Genomic DNA, 22,238 nt, shown 5'->3' with positions numbered 1-22,238 from the left:
CCCCTGCTACTAAGGACTCACCATGCGCAACATCGCAATTATCGGGGCCGGCGAATCCGGCGCCCAACTGGCCTTGGGCCTGCAGCGGGAGGGCTACGCGGTCACGCTGTTTTCTGATCGCTCGGCGGCCCAGATCCGCACCGGAAAAGTCATGTCCAGCCAGTGCATGTTCTCCACGGCCTTGGACGCCGAGGCCCAGATGGGCACAGCACCACAAGAATCAGGAGCCGTTCCGGAGATCACGTCCATCAGGGTCCGCGTCGACCGCGAGCCGGAGGTCATCGAATGGGAAGCTCCGCTGGACGCCCCGGCCCGGTCCATCGACCAGCGCATCAAGAGTGCCCAGTGGATCGAACGGTTCGTCGCTGCGGGCGGCGACTTCCGGATCGAGAAAGTCACCCCGCGCATGCTGGAGGAATTGTCCCGCGACTACGAACTGGTGATCGTCAGCACGGGCAAGGGCGAGATCGGCCAGATCTTCCCGCGGGACAAGGCCAAGTCGCCTTTCGACCGCCCCCAGCGCGTCCTGGCCCTGAACTACGTCACCGCAGCCGGCAATAACGACGGCGGTGCTGCCGCCGGCCCGGGCGGCGACGGCATCCGGATGTCCATGGCACCCGGCGTGGGCGAGTTCTTCACGTTCCCCGGCCTCACAGTGTCCGGGCCCTGCCGCATGATGGTGTTCGAGGGCGTGGTGGGCGGCCCCATGGACCGTTGGGCCGGCGTCGTGACTCCCGAAGAGCAGCTGGAGCGTTCGCTGGAGATCCTGCGCGACCATTTCCCGCACGAGGCGCAGGCCTTCGAGGGGGCGCAACTGACCGATAGCGGCGCCACGCTCCTGGGTCGCATCACGCCCACCGTGCGTTCCGCTGTCGGCGAGCTTGCGAATGGCAGCCTGGTGTTCGGCTTGGGCGATGCCGTGGTCCTCAACGATCCCTTGACCGGACAGGGGTCCAACAACGCCACGCTGGCCGCGAAGTATTACCTCGATTCAATCGTCCGGCGCGGCAAGCAGGCGTTTGACCGCGAGTGGATGGAGCGGACCTTCGACGAGTTCTGGCGTGGCTGGGGGCAATGGTCCGTTGCGTGGACCAATGACCTGCTCAAACCGCGGCGGGACCACCAGGTGACCCTCCTGAGCGAGGCGGCGGAGCACCCGGCGCTGGCGGCGAGCATCGTCGCCGGGTTCGACGATCCCCGCACGTCCTACCCCTGGTGGTTCGATCCGACGGCGGCCGCGGACTTCATGCAGGCACGGAAGGAAGAGGACACCTCGGTGTTCGACGTCCGCGATTTCCGGAGCGCGCTGGGGCAGTTCGCCACCGGTGTCACGGTGGTCACCACTGTCTCTCCCGATGGCCGGAAGGTGGGCATGACGGCGAACTCCTTCACCTCGGTTTCCATGGAGCCGCCGCTGGTGCTCTGGTGCCCCAGCAAACGTGCCCCCAGCCTGACGGACTTCGAGGACGCGTCCCACTTCGCCATCAACATCCTGGCCAGCGACCAGCACGTCCTCTCGCGCCAATTCGCCACTCCGTCCACGGACAAGTTCGCTGGAGCGGAGACCACCGAAGGCATCGCGGGGGTTCCCCTGCTGGATGGCGCCGTGGCCACGTTCCAGTGCCGCACGGTGTCGCGCCACGACGCGGGCGACCATGTGATTTACGTTGGCGAGGTGGAGAAATACAGCAACGACGGCGGCGCTCCCCTCGTGTTCCACAGCGGCAAGTACCACGCCACGGCCACGCACCCCGATTTCTGAGAGAGGATCCCTCCATGTACGACGTTGCTGTGATCGGTTCCGGCATCAACTCCCTGGTTGCGGCAGCGGAACTGGCGATGGCCGGGCAACGGGTGTGCCTGATCGAGCAGTCCGAGCGCTTGGGCGGCTTCATCCACTCCGGAGAACGGACGCTCCCAGGGTTCATCCACGACTCGTTCTCGTCCTGGCATCCGCTGTTCGTATCGGGCGGCGCCTATGCGGCCTTGGGAAGTGATCTGCACGCGAGGGGCCTCGAGTACTGCAACACCTCCGGCGCCGTGACGGCCTCGGTTGCCGCCGACCCGTCGGGCGGCCGCCGGGTGGTCATCGCCCACCGCGATCCGGCTGAAACGGCGGCAGCATTCAAGGAGCCGCAGGACCAAGCGGCCTACCTCGCCATGCTGGATGAGCTGGGCAGGCACTCCGGCACCGTGTTCGGGGCTTTCGGAGCCGAGCTTCGTTCTTTTGCGGGGGTCTTGAAACTGGCCTTCGGTGCCCTGCGGACCGGCCGGATCAAGGCTAACGAGCAGTTTGTCCGGAATTCGGTGATGAGCGGCCGGAACTACCTCCGCAGCCGCTTCGATGGTTGGGAAGTGGACCAGCTGTGGTCGCCGTGGCTCCTGCACGCCGGGCTCGGGCCGGACCAGGCGACGGGTGGGGTGATGCTGCCCGTCATGGCGATGAGCATGCACGGCTTTGGCCTTCCCGTAGTGAAAGGTGGTGCCTCGCGCTTTGTCGAGGCCTTTGAGTCACTGTTGCGTGATCACGGGGTCCGGATCATGGTGGGTGCCGAAGCCCAGGAGATCCTGTCCGTATCCGGCTCGGTGACCGGGGTCCGGACGTCCCAGGGGATCGTTCCGGCAACCACGGTCCTGGCCAACGTTTCACCACAGGCCCTCTACACGCGGCTGCTCCCCGATGCGCCGGCGGAGCTGTCCGAGGCAGCAACCCGATACCAGAACGGCCGCGGCGCCATGCAGATCCATCTGGCACTGGACAAGCCCGTGGAGTGGCTCGATCCCCGGCTGAACAACGTTCCACTGATCCATCTCAGCAGCGGTTCGGACAGTACGGGCATTGCGTGCGCCCAGGCGGAGGCAGGCCTGCTGCCGGCTGAGCCCACGGTGGTGGTGGGCCAGCAATATGTCCTGGACCCATCGCGCGCACCGGAGGGCAAGGCGACGCTATGGCTCCAACTCCAGGAGGTCCCCTTCTCCCCTGTGGGGGACGCGGCGGGCCAGCTCTCCGTAGCGGAAGGCTGGACCGAGAAGCTCAAGCAGGGCTACCTTGAACGGGTCCTGTCCAGGCTGGAGCAGTTTGCCCCCGGAACCCAGGCAACCGTCCTCGCCTCCGACATCATCGCCCCGACGGACCTCGCCGCCGCCAACCCGAACGCAGTGCACGGCGACCCCTACGGCGGATCGGCCGAGCTCTTCCAAAACCTGCTGTGGCGGCCGTTTCCCCAAGCCGCGGGGCACCAAACACACGTCAAAGGCCTCTGGCACATCGGTGCCTCAACCCACCCGGGGCCGGGCCTCTCCGGCGGTTCCGGCCACCTCGCGGCCCAGCGCATCATGTCCAAACGATCCAAGAACACCACGCGATAGGAGAACAATGTCTGTTCTGGCCGGGCTCACTGCAGCCCTTTCGAATGGCTCGGTGGAAATCATCGACCTCACCACCCCGCTCAGCTCCGAAACCCCCATCCTGAACCTGCCGCAGCCGTTCGCGAACACGGTGGGACTCTCGGTCTCGCCGGTCAGCAATTTCGACGACGCCGGCCCGGCCTGGGCGTGGAACGACGTCACTGTTGGGGAGCACGCCGGGACGCACCTGGACGCCCCGGTCCACTGGATCACCGGCAAGGACGGCAAATCCGTGGACCAGATCGAACCCCACCGACTGGTGGGACCGGTTGCGGTCATCGATAAGGTTGCCGAAGCTGCGGAGGACCCTGATTTCCTGCTGGAACCGGAACACTTCGAGCAGTGGCAGTCTGAGCACGGGTTGTTCCCGGAGAACTGCTGGGTCATCTTCCGCACCGGTTGGGCGGCCCGCGGCGGGGACGCTGCGGCTTTCGTCAACGCGGACGACGCCGGTCCCCACACTCCCGGGGTCTCCGCGGCAGGTGCCAAATGGCTCGCGGGCAACGCCTCGATCAGCGGTTTCGGCGTGGAAACCGTGGGTATCGACGCCGGGCAGGCCGGTACCTTGGACCCGATGTTCCCGGTCCACTCCTTCCTGCTGGGCGCCGACAAGTATGGTGTGACGTCGCTGCGGAACGTGGACCGGCTCCCGGTCACCGGCGCCACGCTGGTGGTTGCTCCACTGCCCATCGTCGGTGGCACGGGCAGTCCCAGCCGCGTGTATGCGCTGGTGGAGCACGCATGAGCACGGAACCGGAATTGAACGGGCAGCCCAGGGTTTCCACGCTCGTCGGGCGGACGTTGGCGAAGCTCGGCGTCGGGCATGTCTTCGGCGTGGTGGGCAGCGGCAACTTCGATGTCACCGGCACCCTCATGGCTGAAGGCGTTCCCTTCACTGCTGCCCGGCATGAGGGCGGTGCCGCCACCATGGCCGATGCCTACGGGCGGATGTCCGGCAAAGTAGGCGTGGTCACCACGCATCAAGGCTGTGGACTCACCAACGCCATCACCGGCGTAGGGGAAGCTGCCAAGAGCCGCACACCCATGATCGTCCTGACAGCCGACACCCAGGCAGCCGCTACGAGGTCAAACTTCAAGATCGACCAGGACGCCCTGGCACGCAGCGTCGGCGCCGTGGCCGAACGCATCCACTCCCCCGCAACCGCCGTAGCTGACACCGTCCGGGCCTTCCGCACCGCCGTCAACGAGCGCCGCACCGTGGTCCTCAGCTTGCCGCTCGACATCCAAAGTGGAGCCGCCGCGGACGAGGTGGGTGCCGTCGTCGTACCTGTTCCCTGGACGGTGCGGCCGGACGACGCCGCGGTGCAGCGGCTGGTGGCTTTGATCGCCGAAGCTGAGCGGCCGGTGTTCGTGGCCGGGCGCGGCGGGCGGGGTGCCCGGGACCAAATCTTGGCCCTGGCGCGGCATGCCGGTGCCCTGGTAGCGACCTCCGCGGTGGCGAGCGGCCTGTTCAACGGCGATCCGCACAACCTCGGGATTTCCGGCGGTTTCTCCTCGCCCGTCACGGCGGAGTTCATCAGCGGAGCAGACCTGATCGTCGGGTGGGGCTGCACGCTGAACATGTGGACCATGCGGCACGGACTCCTGATCTCCCCGGACGCCAAGGTGGTCCAGATCGACGTCGAAGACGCCGCGCTGGGCGCCAACCGGCCCATCTCGCTGGGCGTGCTGGGTGACTCCGCACTGACCGCCACGGACGCCTTGGCCGCGCTGGCCGCTTCACAGCCGGAGCCCGCAGAGAAGTACCGCACCGAGGCGAATGCGTTGGCCATCAAGGAGGGTTCGCGGTGGCGGGACGTTTCCACTCCGGATGTGTCCACGGATGTCCGTATAGATCCACGCGTCCTGAGCCGCGAACTGGATTCCTTGCTCCCGGCCGAGCGGATCGTTTCCGTGGATTCGGGCAACTTCATGGGCTACCCGAGCCAGTATCTTGCCGTGCCGGACGAGTTCGGTTTCTGCTTCACGCAGGCTTTCCAGGCGATCGGGCTGGGGCTGTACACGGCAATCGGAGCAGCCGCGGCGCAACCGGACCGTCTCCCGGTGCTCGGTGCCGGCGACGGCGGGTTCCTCATGGGCATCAGCGAGCTCGAAACCGCGGTTCGGATGAAGCTGCCGCTGGTCTGCATCATCTACAACGACGCCGCATACGGGGCGGAAGTGCACCATTTCGCGTCAGGGAATCCCGAACAGGATCTAGCCAGTGTGGTGTTCCCGGAGACGGATATCGCCGCCATCGCGCGGGGATTCGGGGCCGAGGGCGTCACTGTCCGGACCGTGGGCGACTTGGCCACAGTGCAGCCTTGGCTGGAGGCGTACGCTGCCGGGACGCAGGACAGGCCGCTCGTGATCGACGCGAAGATCGCCTCCGACGGCGGTTCGTGGTGGCTGGCGGAGGCGTTCCAAGGCCACTAAGTGCCGGGCCCCCAACTGGGTCGCAGTTAAGCGCGTTATGAGCGGTCAAAACGCGCTCAACTGCGACCTACTTGGGTGCTTACGCGTCCACTTCGGTGTTCACGATGTACACGTCGCACGGAGCGCCGTGGGCCACGCTGTTCGCGATGCTGCCCAGGACGCGGCCCAGGCCCTTCATGCGCTTGTTGCCCACAACGATCAGCGAGGCGTTGTGCGTCTCGGCGTAGTTGATGAGGGCGTTCGCCGGAGTACCGCGGGCGGCGTAGTACTTGACGCTGTTGTCCGGAACGTCAAGCTCCTCGGCAACCTTGCGGGCCACGTACTCGGCGGAATCGGCCGAGGAAACCGTGATGCGGTCGCTGCCGCTGCCGAATTCCTCGATGCGGTCATCCGAGAAACCGCTGATCACGTGCAACTCGGCACCGAGTGCCGTGGCCATCTTTGCTGCTGCCACGGCTGCCCGCTTGGCGGTTTCGCTGTTGTCAACGCCGACAACGATCACTTCTGACATGAGTGCTCCTCATTGATGGTTTGGGTGGTGCTGCAAGAAAATCTACACGCGATCCCGCGGCTGGACGAGCAACGACTGGCACGGGAGCCATGCCCGAAACAAGCTCTGGCCGCGCGATGATCCGTGGGCTAGTCTGCATGGACGGCCTGCCTGGCGGGCCGGGATTTCCGAAGGATTCAGTGACGATGATGAGGAGCACCCATGGCTGGCCACACGTATAGCGTTTCCGAAATTGTAGGAACTTCCACCGAGGGCGTTGACGACGCCATCAAGAACGGCATTTCCGCCGCATCCCAGACCCTTCGCAACCTGGACTGGTTCGAGGTCAAGGAGATCCGCGGCCACCTTGAGGATGGTGCCGTGGCCGATTGGCAGGTCACCATCAAGCTTGGCTTCCGCCTGGAACGCTGAGCCCGCCCTCCAACCCTTCGCCGAATTGACAGTTAATGCCAATGTTTACCGCAAACATTGGCATTAACTGTCATCTCGGCGGGCTGGTTCAGGCTCGGCTGGCGTTGATTCCACCCCCACCTCGCCGAAGCTGCTCAGCAGCGTCAAAGCGTCCGACGACGGCGAACCGGCCTTCGCGGAATACACCCGCAGGTGCTGGTCGGCGTCGTCCGGGAGACTGAGGGTTTCAAAGTTCAACTCGAGGTCGCCCACGAGTGCATGGTGCAGGCGGACGGCGCCGGCGGAGCGGGTAGCAACCCGGTGCCCGGCCCACCATTGGCGGAAGTGCTCGCTGTGGACGGCGAGTTCACCCACCAACTGATTGGTCTGGGGATCGTTCGGGTGGCGTCCGACGTCCATGCGCAAGGACCCCACGGCCTCGGCCGCCACGGTCTTCCAGTCACGGAAGAGCACGCCGGCGGCGGAATCGAGGATCAGCCAGCGGGTCAGGTTCCGTTCCGCGGCAGGCAAAGACGTGAAGTCCGTGAACAACAGGTTGGCCATGCGGTTGGCGGCCAAGACATCCGTCCGGCGGCCCAGGACCATCGCCGGGACATCCCCGACGGCGTCAAGCAGCTGCCGTACGGCAGGGCGAACCTTCTGTACGGGGCCCGGACCCGCAGCGGAGTTGGCGCAGTGAGCCAGCAGGTCCAGCATGTGGGCCTGTTCCCCCGCGTCCAGGCGCAGGGCACGAGCCACCGAGTCGAGGACCGCTTTGGACGGGTGGATGTTCCGTCCCTGTTCCAGCCGCGTGTAGTAGTCCGTGCTTACTCCGGAGAGCCTGGCCACTTCCTCGCGGCGGAGGCCCGGAACACGGCGGGAACCCGTTGACCCCAAGGCGCCGGCATCGTCCGGGGAGAGGCGGGCACGCATGACTTTGAGGAACTTTCCGAACTCAGCGCTTTGACCCATCCATCCATTCTGCCCCTGCGACCGCCACCCGCCTATCTCTGTGGGTAGGACTGGCAGACCTAGGAAAAACAGGATCACGCAGTGGGGCTGACTCGCGGGCCAAAACTGCATAGGCTCGATACAGAGCCTACTGAAAACGCTTTCTGGAAATCGCGGCTCCACGAACCAACTTGTCTAAGGAGACCTTCCATGCCAGAGCTGACATTGAACAACGGCGTCACCATTCCCCAGCTCGGATTCGGCGTCTTCCAAGTGCCTCCGGAAGAGACGCAGAAGGTGGTGGAAGACGCTCTCGAAGCCGGATACAGGCACATCGACACAGCCGCGGCCTACCGGAACGAAGCCGGCGTGGGTGCGGCCATCGCGGCATCGGGCATCCCCCGCGAGGAACTCTTCATCACCACCAAGCTCCGGAACGGCGAGCAGGGCGAAGCGCACGATGCTTTCCAGCGCAGCCGTGAAGCATTGGGCCTGGACGTGCTGGACCTGTACCTGATCCACTGGCCTGTTCCGTCCCAAGGGCTCTTCACGCAGGCATGGAAGGAAATGGAGAAGCTTTACCAGGACAAGCAAATCCGCGCCATTGGCATCTCCAACTTCCTTGCCGACCACGTGGACACCCTGCTCCGTGACGCCGAAGTGGTTCCGGCGGTCAATCAGATCGAGCTCCACCCGACGTTCCAGCAGGCTGGGCTCGCGGACAAGTGCCGCGACCTGACGATTGCCGTGGAAGCCTACAGCCCGCTCGGCCAGGGCAAGGACCTGAACGCCGAGCAAGTGGCCCTGGTTGCCGCGGCCCACGAGACCACGCCCGCCCAGGTCATCCTCGCCTGGCACCTGGCCCAGGGCACCATCGTGATTCCCAAGTCCGCCGACTCTGCCCGCATGCGGGAGAACATCGGCGCGGCGGACTTGAGCCTCACCGAATCCGAACTCGCCGCGATCACCGCCCTGGACGCGGGAGCCCGCATCGGCTCCGATCCCGCCGTCGCAGCTTTTACCCAGCTCTAGAGAGAAGGACACCAACAGCATGCAGTACACGCACTTGGGCCGCTCCGGCCTCAAAGTTTCCCGCCTATGCCTGGGCACCATGAACTTCGGCCCGAAGACCGAGGAAGAAGCCTCGCACTCGATCATGGATTCCGCGCTGGACTCTGGCATCAACTTCTTCGATACCGCCAACGTGTACGGCGGCACCGAGCACCGCGGCTGGACCGAGGAAATCATCGGCCGCTGGTTCGCGAAGGGCGGCGAGCGCCGCGAACGGACCGTGATAGCCACCAAGTTGTACGGCACCATGACCGATCGCCCCAACGAATCCAAGCTGTCCGCGTTGAACATCCGCCGGGCCCTGGATGCCAGCCTGAAGCGCCTGCAGACGGACTACATCGATGTCTACCAGTTCCACCACATCGACCGCGATACTCCGTGGGACGAGATCTGGCAGGCCATCGAGGTGGCAGTCCAGCAGGGCAAGATCCTGTACTCGGGCAGCAGCAACTTTGCCGGATGGCACATCGCCCAGGCCCAGGAAGCGGCACGTCGCCGCAACTACACGGGCTTGGTCAGCGAACAGTCCATCTACAACCTGTTCCGCCGGGAGTTGGAGCTTGAAGTCATCCCCGCGGCCCAGCAGTACGGACTCGGGCTGATCCCTTGGTCACCGCTGCAGGGTGGCCTGCTGGGTGGCGTGTTGAAGCAGGAAGAGCAAGGCGTCCGCCGCACCGAAGGCCGGGCCCTGGAGACCCTCCGCCAGCACGAAGACCAGATCCGCCAGTACGAGGATTTCGCCGACGAACTGGGACACGCACCCGGCGATGTAGCGCTGGCGTGGCTGCTCCACCAGCCCGCAGTGACGGCGCCCATCGTCGGTCCGCGCACCCAGGAGCAGCTGGACTCGGCCATCCGGGCGCTGGACGTCACCCTGAACGAGGACGCCCTCAAGCGCCTGGACGACATTTTCCCGGGCCACCGCCCCGCCCCGGAGGACTACGCCTGGTGAGCAGCATCCTGTTCATCGGCGGGACCGGTGTCATCAGTGCGGCGGCGGCTGAACGCGCCGTCGCGCTGGGCCACCGGCTGACCATCCTCAACCGCGGACGGTCGGCCGGGCGGCCGGTCCCCGAAGGCGCCGAGGTGCTCCACGCCGATATCCGCGATGTCCAGGCGGTGCGTGAGGTACTTGGCGGACGGGAGTACGACGCCGTTGCGGACTTCATCTCTTACACTCCGGACCAGGCTCGCACGGCTTTGGAGTTGTTCCGCGGGCGGACAGGCCAGTACGTCTTCATCAGTTCCGCCTCGGCCTACCAGAAGCCGCCCACCACACTGCCGATCCGGGAATCGACGCCCCTGAAGAACCCGTTCTGGCAGTATTCGCGGGACAAGATTGCCTGCGAGGAAGTCTTGTTCCAGGCATACCGGGAGCAGGATTTCCCGGTCACCGTGGTTCGGCCGTCCCACACCTATGACCGGAGCAAAATCGCCATGGTGGGTGGATGGACTGACATCCACCGGATGCGCGCAGGCAAGCCCGTGCTGGTCCACGGCGATGGGACCTCGCTGTGGACGCTCACCCACAGCCGGGATTTTGCCAAGGCGTTCGTTGGACTCCTCGGGCGCCCGCAGGCCGTTGGCGAAAGCTACACCATTACCTCTGACGAATTCCTCCCGTGGGACCAGGTCTATCGCTTGTTTGCACGGGCCGCCGGCGTTCCCGAGCCGGAGCTCTTCCACGTTTCCTCGGAGACCATCGCGGCGCACAGTCCCGCGCTGGGACCAAACCTCCTGGGCGACCGTTCCCATTCGGTGGTCTTCGACAACACCAAGATCAAGGCACTGGTCCCGGACTACGCAGCAACCATTCCCTTTGCTGATGGCGCCCGGGAGATCGTGGAGTGGCATGACCAGCATCCGGACCTACAGGTGGTGGACCAGGACTTCATGACCTTGAGTGACCGGCTCTACGACTGGTCCCGGCAGGCCTTGTTGCCAAGTCCTGCGCAGCCGGCGTAGAACAGCAAGAACGCTGTCTTTCGGTTTTCCGCACGTTCCCACGCTAAGGAGATTGGCCAATGGCACTTGCCCCGCTCATCAAACTCAACGACGGGTTCAGCATTCCCCAACTGGGCCTGGGCACGTGGCCCTTGGACGATGCCCAGGTGGCCGAAGCCGTGGTGGAAGCCGTCTCCCGCGGATACCGGCATATCGACACCGCGGTGAAGTACGGGAATGAAACCGGCGTGGGCAACGGGATCCGGAACAGCGGCGTGGAGAGGGAGGAACTGTTCATCACCACCAAGCTGGACGGCGAGTTCCAGGGCTCCGGCAAAGCTGTTGCAGGGCTGGACGGTTCCTTGAAGCGCCTCGGCCTGGACTACGTGGACCTGCTGCTGATCCACTGGCCGCTCCCCCGCCGCGACGAGTTCGTCGCCACGTGGAAGACCTTCGAGGAACTCCAGGCATCCGGCAAGGTCCGCTCCATCGGCGTTTCCAACTTCAAGCCTTCGCACCTTGACAGGCTGTTCGCGGAAACGGGCGTGGTTCCTGCGGTGAACCAGATCCAGGTCAGCCCTTCCATCCCGCGTCCGGCGGCCCGGGCCTTCAACGATCAACACGGCATCGTCACGGAGTCGTACAGCCCGCTGGGTGCCAGCAGCGACCTTCTTAACGCTCCGGTGTTGGCAACGATTGCCGGAAAGCACGGCAAGACCCCGGGCCAAATAGTGCTGCGCTGGCATGTCCAGCAGGGCCTGGTGGCCATTCCGAAGACGGCCAATCCGCAGCGCATGCAGGAGAACCTGGACGTCTTCGGTTTCGAACTGGACCACGACGATCTGGCTGGCCTGCAAACCCTCGACGCCGGACCTGACGCCGGCGTGGACTCCGACGTGCAGGGGCATTAAATACGCCGAGATGGCATTAGATGCCAATGCTCCGCTCAAACATTGGCACCTAATGCCATCTCGGTGGTTCTTAGGCGGCCCAGACCTCAACGTCGTCCGTGCCGCACAGGAGTTTGCGGCCGGTCGGTTCGAGGACAACCCACAAGAGCTCCTGGTGCTGCGAGACGTCGTCCACGCGTCCGGTTCCCGCGCCCCAGGCGACATCGTAAATCCAGATCGGATCTCCGGCCTTGAGTCCCGTCCATTCCGCCGCCGGAACGTGCCTGTAATCCTCCGGCCTGCTGAGGATGCTCCTGCTCATGCCGAGACGTCGGCGGCTGAACGGCGCCGCCACACCGTAGCAACCCCGTTGTGCGCCGGAAGGACGTGCCCCTCAGGGAAAACCTGGACCGCGTCCGGCTCGGAATCCGGGCTCCACAAGCCCGAGGCCGGGCAGTGGGAACCGGTGGGCATAACGCGGGTGGCTCGTTCGCGCAGGAGGGCGATGCTCTTCATCGTTGAATCTCATCCTTGGTAGCTAGGGCATTGTGCAGTGTGAAGCAGATCTCCTCAACCCTATGAAACTTGGGAGCCCTTTGTTATAGGCAATTGCACAAGGTTTATGCACAGTGCCATGCACTTGCCCAGCACATTTTCGACCCTGGGCGCGGCGGAAGGCCCGCAGATCCTCCGATCAAGGTCCTGCGGGCCTTCTTTTGGTCCTATTTGTAACTCAGGCTGAGCAACATTGCCTTGAGCTGGGCGTACTGCTGCGTGCCCATCCACGCCTTGGCTGCCGCAGGGGTGGCGAAGGTTGGCCTTTTGTTGGGGTCGAAGTTCACGTACGCGTTCATGATGCCGTTGGGTACCCGGACCTGGTTGGTGCCGGACGTCGTGGGTCCGGATTCCAGCATCGAGGAGATCCGGACGTCCATGGTGTAGTAGGGCGGATCCTCCGGCGGACCAGTTGGCGCGGTCGGCATACCCTCATATGCGGGCCCCTCGTAGGGAACGTATCGGGACTGAGTCCAAGAGAATCCAAACTCCACCGTCTCACCGGAGTTGTCCCTTACGCCTGCAACCACAGCGCGATCCAAAATCGTTCGGTTTACAGGTCCAGCTGTGCCGTCGCCATACATCCCGTTGAAAATCCTCGCCACGTCGGATCCGGCGGCATCGTAGACGTGGGCAATAATCGAATTAGCCTGGTCTTCCGGCGCACTGTAGGGGCCCTGCTCCGTCTGGATGGTCCAATCCGCCGGGTACACGAACGACAAATGCCCATCAGGGAATGTGAACGTCTTCGTCGTCGGCACCTGGACCGGTGGCACCACCGGCACCGTGGTGGCCACAGCGGATGTGGTGGGCGTCGGCACCTGGGTGGGTTCCGGCGTCGTGCTTGCCGAGGGCGTTGCGGTGGGCGACGGTGTCGGCGTGACGGAAGGCGTTGGCGTGGCGGTGTCCAGGGTTACTGCCGGCGCCGGCGTGGAGCTGACCGGGCCGAAGTTCGAGGCCACCAACACGCCGGCCGTGACGGCTGCGGCGCCGAGGAGCAGGCCTCCCGCGATGCGTGCCTTGCGGCGTCGGCGATCCTCGAGCGAGGGAACGCTCCGCAGCGGGTTCGTGTCGCTGTAGACCGTGGAGCCGGACAGCATTCTGTGCAGGGCTTCCTCCCCGCTCGGCTCTGTGGCGGGATCGAACGGGTCGATTGCGGCAATCTGGTTCTTGATCGGATCCATGGTCAGACCCCCAACTTCTCTGTAGTCGTCTCTAAACCTGCAGGCAGTTGTTTCCGGAATGCTGTGCGGGCGCGATGCAGACGGACCTTGGCGGCCGATTCGCTGCATTGGAGGACCAGCGCGATTTCGGCGGAACCCAAGCCGTCCCAGTAGGCCAACTGGAGGATGTCGCGGTCCTTTTCGCGCAGCCGCGCCATCGCATCCTGTACCGCGACGTTTTCGGATCCACCACCGAAACGCTGCACCGTCGTCGTGCGCAGTTTCTCTTGGAGCGCCTGTTGGCGGTCGCGGCTGCGGTAGGCGTTGCCCACCAAATTGCGGGCGATGCCCAACAAGTAGGCGAGTTCGGGCCGGGTGTCGTCGGACCATTTCTGCCACACCACACGGAATACATCGGCGGCAATTTCCTCTGCCACCTCCACCGACTCGACGCGTCGGCCAACAAACCTGAAGACGGCTGGGTAGCTGTCTTTGTGAATGGCGATAAACGCCAATTCGCGCTCGGAAAGCACGATTTCCCCCTGATGAATAGAACCCGGAACTGCAGGATACCCATATAGTTTCCGGGTGCCGCACCTGGGTTACAGCTTGTTCGAAAAATCTGGAGAAAGGCGCGATAGATTCGAGCCATGGTAAATACAGGACCGGCCATCGACTGGGCCCGGAAGCAGACCGAGCAAGGGCGGGTGCCGGTGGCGGTGCTCGGCATCGCCTCAAGCGAAGGCATCGAGGAGATCGTGGCGTTTGGGAGCGACGGCGGCAGGAACGCGACGGCCGACGACCACTTTGCCCTTTTCTCGGTGACCAAGCCCATCACCGCGCTGACGGTCATGCGGCAGGTGGAGTTGGGCAAGTTGTCGTTGGGTACGTTTTTGGCCACCGCCGTTCCGGGTTTCGGCGCAGACCGCACGGACAACGTCACCTTGGAACACCTGCTCAGTCACCGCTCCGGGATTACCGACCCGAATATCGACGCCGCGACTCCCCTGCGTGATGCCCTCACCAAGGCGGGGCAGACTTTTTACGCGGGTTCGTTGGTGCAGTACTGCAACCTCGCGTTTGAAGGGGCTGCTGCCATGGCTGAGTGGGCCGATGGGCGTCCGTTTGAGGAGCAGCTCCTTGCCCTCGCCGCCGACACGGGGGCCCAGGGACTGACTTTCGATGCCGGATGCAAGCCACACACCGTCCATGTGGACAGCGAACCCAGCCTCGATGTCCACGCCATGTACAAGAACAGGCATCCCGGCGCTGGCCTCTTCGGAACCGCTGCGGACCTGCTCAATCTGGGCACCGAGCTCCTGCGCGATTCCGGGAAGGCGGTCCAACCCGCCACGCTGGCGGCGATGCGGAGGCCGCGAACCAAGGACGTCCCCTTCATCAGTGTCCTGCCCAGCCCGCGACGCCACACCGGACTTGGCTTCCAACTGCCCGCGAATGAATCCGAGTTGACGGCCCGCGGGATCTACGGCCACCCGGGGTGGGCGGGTACGGAGTGGTGGATGCTGCCGGAGCAGGACCGTTGCGTGGTGTTCCTGACCAACGTCCTGGACACCCCGGACCTGGGCGTCGACACGACGGAACTGTTCAACGCCGTCGCGGCTTCCTAGCCCCCGCACGCCCAACTGGGTCGCATTTGTGCGCGTTTACAGCCGTCAAAACGCGCTTAACTGCGACCCAGTTGGGTCGACGAGGTGTGCAGGTCAGGCGGCGGGTTTCATCCGTCCACGCCAGGCTGAGACGGCCCACACGAGCAGCAGCAGGGCCACCAGGATCAGGCCGGCGTCGCCGAGGTCGATTTCGCCCAGCCACGTGGTCACGGGGTCTTCCAGGTCGAAGGCAGCGTTCAGGAACCCACCCAGCGTAATGACAGAAATGAACAGCGCCGACACCGCGGAAATGCCCGTGATCACGGCGTTGAACCCAAGCTTGCGTCGCGGGTTGTGGATGGCCGATTTGTACATCTTCATCATGGCCACGCCGTTCGCGGAATCGCACAGGGTCATCGCTGCGGTGAACGCCAACGGCAACGCCATCAGGGCGAGCGGCGAGACTCCGGCGAGTGACGCCGTCGTGGTGATGACCAGCAACCCGATGGTGGTTGCAGTGTCGAAGCCCAGCCCGAACAGGAAGCCGATCACGTAGATGTTGCGCGGACGCTCCACTTTGGACAGCGGCTTGGCCAGGAGCCTGGCCACGAATCCCTTGGCCTCCAGGTCTTCGGGGCGGACGTCGCCGCCGGCCTGCACGTTGCGGTAAACCTGCGTTGCGCGCACAAACGCCGAGCCGTTGAACAAGCCCATGACCAGCAGGAACAGGCCAGAAACACCACTGCCAATGAGCCCAAGGACTTTGTTGCCGGTGGTGCCGTCCTCCATGAACTGCCCGATCACCGTCGCACCCGCCACCACCAGCAAACCAGCCAGGACCACCACGGAGCTGTGCCCCAGGCTGAACGCGAACCCCACGCTCACCGGGTCCTTTCGCTGCGCCACGAACTTCCGCGTCGAGTTGTCGATCGCGGCGATGTGGTCCCAGTCGTAGCTGTGCTTGATTCCCGCAACGTAGGCGGTGACCACCAGGCCCAGCGCCAGCGGCTGCGCGCTTCCAACGGAACCGAACAGCAAAAGCACGACGGCGGCAGCATGCAATGCGACTACGGCACCGAAGGTGAAGAGCAGCCGGGTCCGCAGGGACAGCGTCTCCCGTTCCCGGTACATCGTGGCGAACTCAGTCAGCGCAGTCATTAATACTTCCTTAGGTTCAAGGGCTCCTGCCCGTGCCAGCGCTTCCGTACAAGGCCTGTGCAGGCGCCCAGCAATTCGTTGAGTTCCTGGGTGCTGTTGGACAACGAGCGCAGGACCAACCCCGTGGTCCCGGCAACGCTGATGGTCAATGAAACACCCGAATGGGCCCGATAGTCACGGGCGATCCGGTCCAGCTCGTCGGCCAGTTCCTGGTCCACGCGCGGGTCCACCACAATCAGCGAGCCCAAGTGGCTGAAGCCCTCCATGAAGCCCATGCCCGTCACGTCGCCCATCGGCGGCCGGATCAGGAGGTTGTCGAGCGCAAGGAGCTTGGGACCGGCCGACGTTTCCACCCGGATCTCATTCCGGAGCCGCAACTCCTCGTATCGGAAGTCGGCTCCGTCCGGCGACCACCCCGGCGTGATGACTTCCGCCATGACCAGGCTCGACGACGGGTGGAGGCTGATGTGCGAAACCTGCCTGTAGCTGGCCTCCCGGTAGGCGATGAGCTGGTCCGGAACCAACTCCAACCGCGACCGCTCCCCCAGCCTGATGACCGTCCGCTGCTCAGCAAACGACCCCGGCGTCCGGTAAATCTTGGTGGCCGACTGCGTAGTCAGCAACAACTCCGCGCCGGCCTCCACCTCCACATCGATAAGGAACAAATCCGCCCCCAGGTAAGCCCCGCCAGGATTGACCATGACGTAGCAAACCTGCCCACTCCCATCGAGATAGTGCGGCCGCAACACCCGCAAAGCCCCCTCATGAAACTGCCGCGAAGCAACGGAACGCCCCCGGCGCACACTGACGCCAAGCTCCAACCGCCCCCGCACAGGGCGATGCGCGGACGCGGCCCGAGGTGAGACGAGAGCGAAACTCGGCTGACTCATTGCGCCAGGTCGAGCATCAGGACGTCGCGCTTGATCCAGCCAAGGACCTCCTGCAACCCCTCATCAGTCTTCAGGTTCGTAAAGCAGAACGGCTTGTTCCCGCGGAATTCCTTGGAGTCCCGCTCCATGATGGACAGGTCAGCGCCCACGTGGGGTGCCAGGTCCGTTTTGTTGATGATGAACAGGTCCGACTTGATCATGCCTTGGCCGGCCTTGCGCGGAATCTTTTCGCCTTGGGCGACGTCGATGATGTAGATGGAGAAGTCCACGAGTTCGGGGCTGAACGTTGCGGAGAGGTTGTCGCCGCCGGATTCGACGAAGATCACCTGCAGGTCCGGGTGACGTTGCTTGAGTTCTTCGATGGCGGCGGTGTTCATGGACGTGTCTTCGCGGATGGCGGTGTGCGGGCAGCCGCCGGTTTCGACGCCGATGATCCGGTCCTCCGGCAGGATGCCGTTGGCTGCGAGGATTTTGGCGTCTTCGATCGTGTAGATGTCGTTGGTGATGGCGGCCATGGAGATGTCCGTGCTCATGTGGCGGGTGATGCGCTCCACGAGTTGGGTCTTTCCCGCTCCGACGGGTCCGCCGATGCCGATGATGATGGGCTCAGTCATGTGTCCTCCTTGGTTTAGCTCATGAACATGCGGGCGCGTTGGCGCTCGTGCCGCATTTGTGAAATTTCCAGTCCGGGGCTCACGGCCCCAAGGTCGTCCCAGCTCAGGTGCGGGACCGCATCGACGGCGGCAGCAACGGCGTCGTGCGCGCTCCTAAGTACCCGCTGCCCGGCGTTTTGGCCGAGCGGGATGGCGCGTACCGCGTTTTGCGTCAGCGAGGTGACGGTGGCGAAGAAGTAGGCGGCCAGCGCCTCGCGGAGAGGCACGCCGAGTGAACGCGCGACGACGGCGAACGCCAGGGGCTGGTGGCCCACCGCTTTGCCCTCCCGGACCAGGCTTCGGTAGGCCTCCAGCTCCGGAGACGGAAATACCTCGCTGCCGATCTCGAGCAATCGCCCACCCATCTTGGATGACGCTTCGCGCACCTCCCGCGCCAGCAGGCATCCGGTGAGGGCTTCGTCCAACTCGGGCAGGGCAACATCCTCGTAGAAAAAGCGGATTGCGAGGCCGTCGGAGTAGGTCAGCTGCTGGCCCACGAACGCGCCCAGCCACCGGCTAAAGGACAGTTCGTCTGAAACCAGCTCCCGCTCGATGTACCCCTCAAACCCCAAGGAGTGGGCGAACGCTCCTGTGGGCAACGCCGAGTCGGTCAGCTGCTGGAGAGCCAGTTGGTAATCAGTGCGTGTGCTCTGCATGGCGGAACGGCACCGGCATCACCCGCTCCTGCCTCTCATACGGCACGCCAACATGCTTGAGATAGTCCTCGACGGTGTGGTCGTACTGGCACACCATGACCTCGGCCCCGTAGTCCGACGAAGCTTCAAAGAACTGCGCCTGGAGGTGGCGGTTGCCGAGCGAGTGTGCCACGACGCCCATTTCGTGGATGGTCCGGGCTGCGATCACCAGGACGTCCGTGGGCAGCACGGAGATGACAATGACGTTGGCGTCTTCGACGGCGAGGATGTCGCCGTCGCGGAGGTCTCCGGATCCTGAGGGGAGGCGGATGCCGAGTTCTTTGCCGTGATCGGTGGTGACGCGTTGGATGCGCTTGACCAGCAGGGCGCTGGGGAGGACGACCTTTTCCTTATGGTGTCCGGCGTAGGTACTGTGGGGTACCTCGTGGAGGTTGCCCAGGATTTTTTCGATGATCATGGATGTCCTAGAAGAGGAAGTAGCGCTGCGCCATGGGCAGCACGTCGGAGGGTTCGCAGGTGGCCTCGACGCCGTCCACCGTCACCTTGTAGGTTTCGGGGTCGACAACGATGTCCGGGGTTTCGCCGTTGTGCTTGAGGTCCCCTTTGCGTACGTCGCGGATGCCGCTGACTGGCCGGATAACCCGTTCCAAGCCGAGTTTTTCCGGTACGCCTGCCTCGATTGCGGCCTTGGACAGGAACGTGATGGAGGACTGCTGCAGCGCTTTGCCGTACGTGGCGAACATCGGCCGCATGGTGCGGGGTTGCGGCGTGGGGATGGAGCCGTTGGAGTCGCCCATGAGGGCGTACGCGATCTGGCCGCCCTTGATCACCACTTCCGGTTTCACTCCAAAGAACGCCGGATCCCACAGCACCAGGTCGGCGAACTTGCCCGGTTCCACCGAGCCGATGCTGTCCGCCATGCCCTGCGCGATGGCCGGGTTGATGGTGTATTTGGCCACGTAACGCTTCAGGCGGAAGTTGTCGCTGTCCGGGGAGCCGTGCACGGCGCCGGAGGGATCGTGCAGCACTCCGCGTTGGCGCTTCATGGCATCGGCCACCTGCCACGTGCGGGTGACCACTTCGCCAACCCGGCCCATGGCCTGGGAATCGGAGGACGTGATGGCGAAGACGCCAAGATCGTGGAGGACGTCCTCCGCGGCGATGGTTTCGGCACGGATGCGTGAGTCGGCGAAGGCCACGTCTTCCGGGATGTCCGGGTTGAGGTGGTGGCACACCATGAGCATGTCCAAGTGCTCTTCGATGGTGTTCCTCGTGTACGGCAGGGTGGGGTTGGTGGACGCGGGCAGCACGTTGGGCAGCCCGGCGATCTTGATGATGTCCGGTGCGTGGCCTCCGCCTGCGCCTTCAGTGTGGAAGGTGTGGATCACGCGGCCATCGATGGCGTTGATGGTGTCCTCAACGAAACCGCACTCGTTCAGGGTGTCCGTGTGGATGGCCACCTGGATGTCGTATTCGTCAGCAACGCGCAGGGACATGTCGATGGAGGACGTGGTGGCGCCCCAGTCCTCGTGGACTTTCAGGCCGACGGCACCCGCGCGGATCTGCTCTGCGAGGGGCTCGACGGCGGAGGCGTGGCCCTTCCCGAAGATGCCGATGTTGATGGGGAGTCCCTCTACAGCCTGGAGCATGCGGGAGATGTGCCAAGGGCCGGGAGTGATGGTGGTGGCTTTAGTGCCTTCCGCGGGCCCGGTCCCGCCACCCACCATGGTGGTGACTCCGTTGCACAGTGCGGTGGGGACCTGCTCCGGGGAGATGTAGTGGATGTGGGTGTCGATGCCGCCTGCGGTGAGGATCTTCCGCTCACCCGCGATGATCTCCGTGCTGGCACCGATCACGATGTCCACGCCGTCGGTGATCTGCGGGTTGCCGGCCTTGCCGATCTTGAAGATGTGGCCGTCCTTGAGGGCGACATCGGCCTTGTAGATGCCGGTGTAGTCCAGCACGATGACGTTGGTGATGACGGTGTCCGGGATGTCCTCTGCACGGGTCAACTGCCCGTTCTGGCCCATCCCGTCCCGGATCACCTTGCCGCCGCCGAACACCACCTCTTCGCCATAGCTGGTGAGGTCGTTCTCGATCTCAAGGAAAAGTTCGGTGTCGGCAAGACGGATGGCGTCACCGGTAGTGGGGCCGTAAAGCTCCGAGTACTGCTTACGGGAAATTTCGAAGCTCATTCTGCGGCTCCTTCGGCGACGGCCCCGCCCGGGCGTGTGCCGCCGTCGAGCTTTCCATTAACGGCGTTCCGCAGCCCGAAGACTTCGCGGGACCCTGCCAGATCGATCAAGTGGACGGTTTTCGTATCGCCGGGTTCGAAGCGCGCGGCGGTGCCTGCCGGGATGTCCAGGCGGCGGCCATAGGCGGCTTCGCGGTCGAATTCAAGTGCGCGGTTCGCCTCGGCGAAGTGGTAGTGCGAACCGATCTGGACGGGACGGTCGCCTCGGTTGATGACTTCGACGGCGATCGCGTCGCGGCCGCCGTTGCAGACGATGGCTCCGGGCTGGAGCCGGTACTCTCCGGGGATCATGTGGGCTCCTAGCGGATGGGGTCGTGGACGGTGACGAGCTTGGTGCCGTCGGGGAAGGTGGCCTCGATCTGGACGTCGTGGATCATCTCAGGGACGCCTTCCATCACGTCCTCGCGGCGGAGGAGCGTTGTTCCGTAGCTCATGAGTTCGGCCACTGTCTTGCCGTCGCGGGCACCCTCGATGAGCTCGTAACTGATGATCGCTACCGATTCCGGGTAGTTCAGTTTCAACCCGCGCGCCTGTCTGCGCCTGGCAAGGTCAGCCGCCACCACGATCATGAGTTTTTCCTGCTCACGCGGCAAAAGATGCATAGGTTCTCCTTCAAACTTCCTGGTGCTGCGCAGACGGACGTCAGATCACTCGAGGCTGGAACAGCCGAGGACGTCGGGCGCTACTACTCTTATAGCTCCAAACGTCTGACATATCCACTTGAGATCCCTGCCAACGAATTGCGACCAGCGTATGACTTGCAAAGTTTCGTCCGCGTTTCCTACTCCCGCGGAGCGGCCTTCGGCTTCCCCTCGGCCCGGTGCTTCCGCACCTGCCAGATGATGAGAATCACGACGGCGATGCCCGCGACCACCAGCGCGGCACCACGGCCGAAAATACGGGCTACTTCCTCGTAGGAATTCCCGGCAACGAAGCCGATGGTGACGAAGAGGCTTCCCCACACGATGCCGCCGGTGAAGTTCCACGTCGCGAAACGGCGGTAGGGCATTTGGCTGAGCCCGGCAAGGGCAGGCATGACGGCACGGAAGAACGCCGTGAAACGTCCGAGGAATACGGCGAGGCCGCCCCGCCTGGCCAGGAAGTCTTCCGCGTGCTGCAGGCGGGCCCGCCGTTTGTCCAGGATCTTCATCCGCATGATGCGAGGGCCCAGATGCTTGCCGATCTCGTAGCCCACGGTGTCGCCGAGGATGGCTGCGGAGACAACCACCAGGATCATCAACCACAGCGGCAGATCGCCCTGGCTGGCGAAGACTCCGCCAATGACGGCGGCCGTCTCGCCGGGAATGACGAAGCCGATGAACAGGGCGTCTTCGGCGAAGACCAAGGCGAAGACGATGCAGACCACCACCAACGGGCTGGCGTGGAGGAGTCCCTCGAACAGCGACTGCATGGCTCCGAGTGTGGCAGAAATCCGGTTCCCAAGGGAGGGCCGGACGGCAGCAGTTAATTCTCAGGCAACCCGTAGACAGCCTAATACATCACTAATATACTAGTTGCGTACCTCACGCTACAAGCGTGACCAGCTCGATGAGGAGTTATACCGCACATGCAGAAACTCGCACACCGGCTCGAACGCCTGGGCACCGAAACTGCTTTCAGCGTCGCGCAGGCCGCTGCCGCTTGGAAGGCGAAGGGCAACCTCGTCTACCCCTTCCACCTTGGCGACATCAACATCCCCAC

The 22,238-nt window shown here is 64.3% G+C and carries 25 protein-coding genes and 1 pseudogene; 11 read left to right on the top strand and 15 right to left on the bottom strand.

The genetic code is table 11. The features are described from left to right. Positions 1-22: 22 nt before the first annotated feature. The 4 genes from ACFVSJ_RS10810 to ACFVSJ_RS10795 are packed head-to-tail and all read left to right on the top strand — an operon-like array spanning position 23 to position 5,844. Entirely contained in the window at positions 23-1,762 is a 1,740-nt protein-coding gene (locus ACFVSJ_RS10810; RefSeq protein ID WP_387436763.1) for a flavin reductase, read from the top strand. A 14-nt stretch (positions 1,763-1,776) separates the two neighbouring features. Next, on the top strand, positions 1,777-3,369 hold the full coding sequence (locus ACFVSJ_RS10805; protein WP_387436761.1) for a phytoene desaturase family protein: 1,593 nt from the start codon (positions 1,777-1,779) through the stop codon (positions 3,367-3,369). A gap of 7 nt (positions 3,370-3,376) precedes the next feature. After that, on the top strand, positions 3,377-4,153 hold the full coding sequence (locus ACFVSJ_RS10800; RefSeq protein ID WP_387436759.1) for a cyclase family protein: 777 nt from the start codon (positions 3,377-3,379) through the stop codon (positions 4,151-4,153). Next, entirely contained in the window at positions 4,150-5,844 is a 1,695-nt protein-coding gene (locus tag ACFVSJ_RS10795; RefSeq protein WP_387436757.1) for a thiamine pyrophosphate-binding protein, read from the top strand. Before ACFVSJ_RS10800 ends, ACFVSJ_RS10795 begins: the two co-directional genes overlap by 4 nt. Positions 5,845-5,923: 79 nt before the next feature. On the opposite strand, the gene ACFVSJ_RS10790 is transcribed toward ACFVSJ_RS10795, so the two are convergent. Further along, positions 5,924-6,355: a universal stress protein gene (locus tag ACFVSJ_RS10790; protein WP_387436754.1), complete on the bottom strand. Its 432-nt coding sequence runs from the start codon at positions 6,353-6,355 to the stop codon at positions 5,924-5,926. Positions 6,356-6,556: 201 nt separating this feature from the next. On the opposite strand from ACFVSJ_RS10790, the gene ACFVSJ_RS10785 reads away from it, so the two are divergent. Further along, positions 6,557-6,766 carry a dodecin gene (locus tag ACFVSJ_RS10785; protein ID WP_347111077.1) on the top strand — a complete coding sequence of 70 codons (210 nt, stop codon included), beginning with the start codon at positions 6,557-6,559 and terminating at the stop codon, positions 6,764-6,766. Positions 6,767-6,829: 63 nt separating this feature from the next. Here ACFVSJ_RS10785 and ACFVSJ_RS10780 read toward each other — a convergent pair whose 3' ends face one another. Beyond that, complete coding sequence (locus ACFVSJ_RS10780; RefSeq protein WP_387436752.1) at positions 6,830-7,717, bottom strand: helix-turn-helix transcriptional regulator; 888 nt, start codon at positions 7,715-7,717, stop codon at positions 6,830-6,832. Between the two features lie 189 nt (positions 7,718-7,906). Between ACFVSJ_RS10780 and ACFVSJ_RS10775 the strand changes: the two genes are divergently transcribed. From ACFVSJ_RS10775 to ACFVSJ_RS10760, 4 genes are read left to right on the top strand one after another with little or no spacing between them, the layout of a single operon-like run. Next, positions 7,907-8,728: an aldo/keto reductase gene (locus tag ACFVSJ_RS10775; protein ID WP_387436750.1), complete on the top strand. Its 822-nt coding sequence runs from the start codon at positions 7,907-7,909 to the stop codon at positions 8,726-8,728. Positions 8,729-8,747: 19 nt separating this feature from the next. After that, positions 8,748-9,719, top strand: a complete 972-nt coding sequence (locus ACFVSJ_RS10770; protein WP_387436748.1) for an aldo/keto reductase — start codon at positions 8,748-8,750, stop codon at positions 9,717-9,719. Next, a complete protein-coding gene (locus ACFVSJ_RS10765; protein WP_387436747.1) occupies positions 9,716-10,732 on the top strand; it encodes an SDR family oxidoreductase in 1,017 nt (338 codons plus the stop codon). The genes ACFVSJ_RS10770 and ACFVSJ_RS10765 overlap by 4 nt, the downstream gene beginning before the upstream one ends. A gap of 59 nt (positions 10,733-10,791) precedes the next feature. Beyond that, on the top strand, positions 10,792-11,622 hold the full coding sequence (locus tag ACFVSJ_RS10760) for an aldo/keto reductase (RefSeq protein WP_387436745.1): 831 nt from the start codon (positions 10,792-10,794) through the stop codon (positions 11,620-11,622). Positions 11,623-11,692: 70 nt separating this feature from the next. On the opposite strand, the gene ACFVSJ_RS10755 is transcribed toward ACFVSJ_RS10760, so the two are convergent. The 4 genes from ACFVSJ_RS10755 to ACFVSJ_RS10740 all read right to left on the bottom strand — a co-directional run bounded on the left by ACFVSJ_RS10755 (position 11,693) and on the right by ACFVSJ_RS10740 (position 13,852). Then, positions 11,693-11,923: a hypothetical protein gene (locus ACFVSJ_RS10755; protein ID WP_387436743.1), complete on the bottom strand. Its 231-nt coding sequence runs from the start codon at positions 11,921-11,923 to the stop codon at positions 11,693-11,695. Further along, positions 11,920-12,117, bottom strand: coding sequence for a hypothetical protein (locus ACFVSJ_RS10750; RefSeq protein ID WP_387436741.1), 198 nt, complete (start codon positions 12,115-12,117; stop codon positions 11,920-11,922). The genes ACFVSJ_RS10755 and ACFVSJ_RS10750 overlap by 4 nt, the downstream gene beginning before the upstream one ends. Positions 12,118-12,323: 206 nt before the next feature. Then, positions 12,324-13,340, bottom strand: coding sequence for a hypothetical protein (locus ACFVSJ_RS10745; RefSeq protein ID WP_387436739.1), 1,017 nt, complete (start codon positions 13,338-13,340; stop codon positions 12,324-12,326). 2 nt (positions 13,341-13,342) lie between these two features. Beyond that, positions 13,343-13,852 (bottom strand): RNA polymerase sigma factor, encoded by a 510-nt coding sequence (locus ACFVSJ_RS10740; RefSeq protein ID WP_387436737.1) that lies wholly within the window; start codon positions 13,850-13,852, stop codon positions 13,343-13,345. Positions 13,853-13,969: 117 nt separating this feature from the next. Between ACFVSJ_RS10740 and ACFVSJ_RS10735 the strand changes: the two genes are divergently transcribed. Further along, entirely contained in the window at positions 13,970-14,947 is a 978-nt protein-coding gene (locus ACFVSJ_RS10735; protein WP_387436735.1) for a serine hydrolase domain-containing protein, read from the top strand. 93 nt (positions 14,948-15,040) lie between these two features. Here the strand turns inward: ACFVSJ_RS10735 and ACFVSJ_RS10730 are convergent, their stop codons facing one another. The 9 genes from ACFVSJ_RS10730 to ACFVSJ_RS10690 all read right to left on the bottom strand — a co-directional run bounded on the left by ACFVSJ_RS10730 (position 15,041) and on the right by ACFVSJ_RS10690 (position 21,948). Continuing rightward, complete coding sequence (locus ACFVSJ_RS10730; RefSeq protein ID WP_387436733.1) at positions 15,041-16,084, bottom strand: HoxN/HupN/NixA family nickel/cobalt transporter; 1,044 nt, start codon at positions 16,082-16,084, stop codon at positions 15,041-15,043. Further along, positions 16,084-16,785 carry an urease accessory protein UreD gene (locus ACFVSJ_RS10725; RefSeq protein ID WP_387436731.1) on the bottom strand — a complete coding sequence of 234 codons (702 nt, stop codon included), beginning with the start codon at positions 16,783-16,785 and terminating at the stop codon, positions 16,084-16,086. The genes ACFVSJ_RS10730 and ACFVSJ_RS10725 overlap by 1 nt, the downstream gene beginning before the upstream one ends. A gap of 185 nt (positions 16,786-16,970) precedes the next feature. After that, a complete protein-coding gene (gene ureG / locus ACFVSJ_RS10720; protein WP_387436729.1) occupies positions 16,971-17,588 on the bottom strand; it encodes an urease accessory protein UreG in 618 nt (205 codons plus the stop codon). Between the two features lie 14 nt (positions 17,589-17,602). Then, on the bottom strand, positions 17,603-18,283 hold the full coding sequence (locus ACFVSJ_RS10715) for an urease accessory protein UreF (RefSeq protein WP_387436726.1): 681 nt from the start codon (positions 18,281-18,283) through the stop codon (positions 17,603-17,605). Beyond that, positions 18,264-18,740: an urease accessory protein UreE gene (gene ureE, locus ACFVSJ_RS10710; protein WP_387436724.1), complete on the bottom strand. Its 477-nt coding sequence runs from the start codon at positions 18,738-18,740 to the stop codon at positions 18,264-18,266. The genes ACFVSJ_RS10715 and ureE overlap by 20 nt, the downstream gene beginning before the upstream one ends. A 7-nt stretch (positions 18,741-18,747) precedes the next feature. Then, entirely contained in the window at positions 18,748-20,478 is a 1,731-nt protein-coding gene (gene ureC / locus ACFVSJ_RS10705; RefSeq protein WP_387436722.1) for an urease subunit alpha, read from the bottom strand. Then, on the bottom strand, positions 20,475-20,828 hold the full coding sequence (locus ACFVSJ_RS10700) for an urease subunit beta (protein ID WP_387436719.1): 354 nt from the start codon (positions 20,826-20,828) through the stop codon (positions 20,475-20,477). Before ACFVSJ_RS10700 ends, ureC begins: the two co-directional genes overlap by 4 nt. Positions 20,829-20,836: 8 nt before the next feature. Further along, positions 20,837-21,139, bottom strand: a complete 303-nt coding sequence (locus tag ACFVSJ_RS10695) for an urease subunit gamma (RefSeq protein WP_387436717.1) — start codon at positions 21,137-21,139, stop codon at positions 20,837-20,839. 179 nt (positions 21,140-21,318) lie between these two features. Then, positions 21,319-21,948, bottom strand: coding sequence for a DedA family protein (locus ACFVSJ_RS10690; protein ID WP_387436715.1), 630 nt, complete (start codon positions 21,946-21,948; stop codon positions 21,319-21,321). A 156-nt stretch (positions 21,949-22,104) separates the two neighbouring features. Here ACFVSJ_RS10690 and ACFVSJ_RS10685 point away from each other — a divergent pair. Next, positions 22,105-22,238, top strand: a pseudogene (locus ACFVSJ_RS10685) (aspartate aminotransferase); the annotation flags it as partial.

It is taken from the genome of Paenarthrobacter sp. NPDC058040 (genome assembly GCF_042885775.1).
Lineage (GTDB): Bacteria > Actinomycetota > Actinomycetes > Actinomycetales > Micrococcaceae > Arthrobacter.
Note: the sequence above shows the minus strand (reverse complement) of the source record. Positions and strands in the feature narration are given on the sequence as shown.

Excerpts from the sequence above, each read along its gene's own strand:
- ACFVSJ_RS10810 (WP_387436763.1), top strand. The coding sequence starts at position 23 with ATGCGCAACATCGCAATTATCGGGGCCGGCGAATCCGGCGCCCAACTG.
- ACFVSJ_RS10805 (WP_387436761.1), top strand. The coding sequence starts at position 1,777 with ATGTACGACGTTGCTGTGATCGGTTCCGGCATCAACTCCCTGGTTGCG.
- ACFVSJ_RS10800 (WP_387436759.1), top strand. The coding sequence starts at position 3,377 with ATGTCTGTTCTGGCCGGGCTCACTGCAGCCCTTTCGAATGGCTCGGTG.
- ACFVSJ_RS10795 (WP_387436757.1), top strand. The coding sequence starts at position 4,150 with ATGAGCACGGAACCGGAATTGAACGGGCAGCCCAGGGTTTCCACGCTC.
- ACFVSJ_RS10790 (WP_387436754.1), bottom strand. The coding sequence starts at position 6,355 with ATGTCAGAAGTGATCGTTGTCGGCGTTGACAACAGCGAAACCGCCAAG.
- ACFVSJ_RS10785 (WP_347111077.1), top strand. The coding sequence starts at position 6,557 with ATGGCTGGCCACACGTATAGCGTTTCCGAAATTGTAGGAACTTCCACC.
- ACFVSJ_RS10780 (WP_387436752.1), bottom strand. The coding sequence starts at position 7,717 with ATGGGTCAAAGCGCTGAGTTCGGAAAGTTCCTCAAAGTCATGCGTGCC.
- ACFVSJ_RS10775 (WP_387436750.1), top strand. The coding sequence starts at position 7,907 with ATGCCAGAGCTGACATTGAACAACGGCGTCACCATTCCCCAGCTCGGA.
- ACFVSJ_RS10770 (WP_387436748.1), top strand. The coding sequence starts at position 8,748 with ATGCAGTACACGCACTTGGGCCGCTCCGGCCTCAAAGTTTCCCGCCTA.
- ACFVSJ_RS10760 (WP_387436745.1), top strand. The coding sequence starts at position 10,792 with ATGGCACTTGCCCCGCTCATCAAACTCAACGACGGGTTCAGCATTCCC.
- ACFVSJ_RS10755 (WP_387436743.1), bottom strand. The coding sequence starts at position 11,923 with ATGAGCAGGAGCATCCTCAGCAGGCCGGAGGATTACAGGCACGTTCCG.
- ACFVSJ_RS10750 (WP_387436741.1), bottom strand. The coding sequence starts at position 12,117 with ATGAAGAGCATCGCCCTCCTGCGCGAACGAGCCACCCGCGTTATGCCC.
- ACFVSJ_RS10745 (WP_387436739.1), bottom strand. The coding sequence starts at position 13,340 with ATGGATCCGATCAAGAACCAGATTGCCGCAATCGACCCGTTCGATCCC.
- ACFVSJ_RS10735 (WP_387436735.1), top strand. The coding sequence starts at position 13,970 with ATGGTAAATACAGGACCGGCCATCGACTGGGCCCGGAAGCAGACCGAG.
- ACFVSJ_RS10730 (WP_387436733.1), bottom strand. The coding sequence starts at position 16,084 with ATGACTGCGCTGACTGAGTTCGCCACGATGTACCGGGAACGGGAGACG.
- ACFVSJ_RS10725 (WP_387436731.1), bottom strand. The coding sequence starts at position 16,785 with ATGGTCAATCCTGGCGGGGCTTACCTGGGGGCGGATTTGTTCCTTATC.
- ureG (WP_387436729.1), bottom strand. The coding sequence starts at position 17,588 with ATGACTGAGCCCATCATCATCGGCATCGGCGGACCCGTCGGAGCGGGA.
- ACFVSJ_RS10715 (WP_387436726.1), bottom strand. The coding sequence starts at position 18,283 with ATGCAGAGCACACGCACTGATTACCAACTGGCTCTCCAGCAGCTGACC.
- ureE (WP_387436724.1), bottom strand. The coding sequence starts at position 18,740 with ATGATCATCGAAAAAATCCTGGGCAACCTCCACGAGGTACCCCACAGT.
- ureC (WP_387436722.1), bottom strand. The coding sequence starts at position 20,478 with ATGAGCTTCGAAATTTCCCGTAAGCAGTACTCGGAGCTTTACGGCCCC.
- ACFVSJ_RS10700 (WP_387436719.1), bottom strand. The coding sequence starts at position 20,828 with ATGATCCCCGGAGAGTACCGGCTCCAGCCCGGAGCCATCGTCTGCAAC.
- ACFVSJ_RS10695 (WP_387436717.1), bottom strand. The coding sequence starts at position 21,139 with ATGCATCTTTTGCCGCGTGAGCAGGAAAAACTCATGATCGTGGTGGCG.
- ACFVSJ_RS10690 (WP_387436715.1), bottom strand. The coding sequence starts at position 21,948 with ATGCAGTCGCTGTTCGAGGGACTCCTCCACGCCAGCCCGTTGGTGGTG.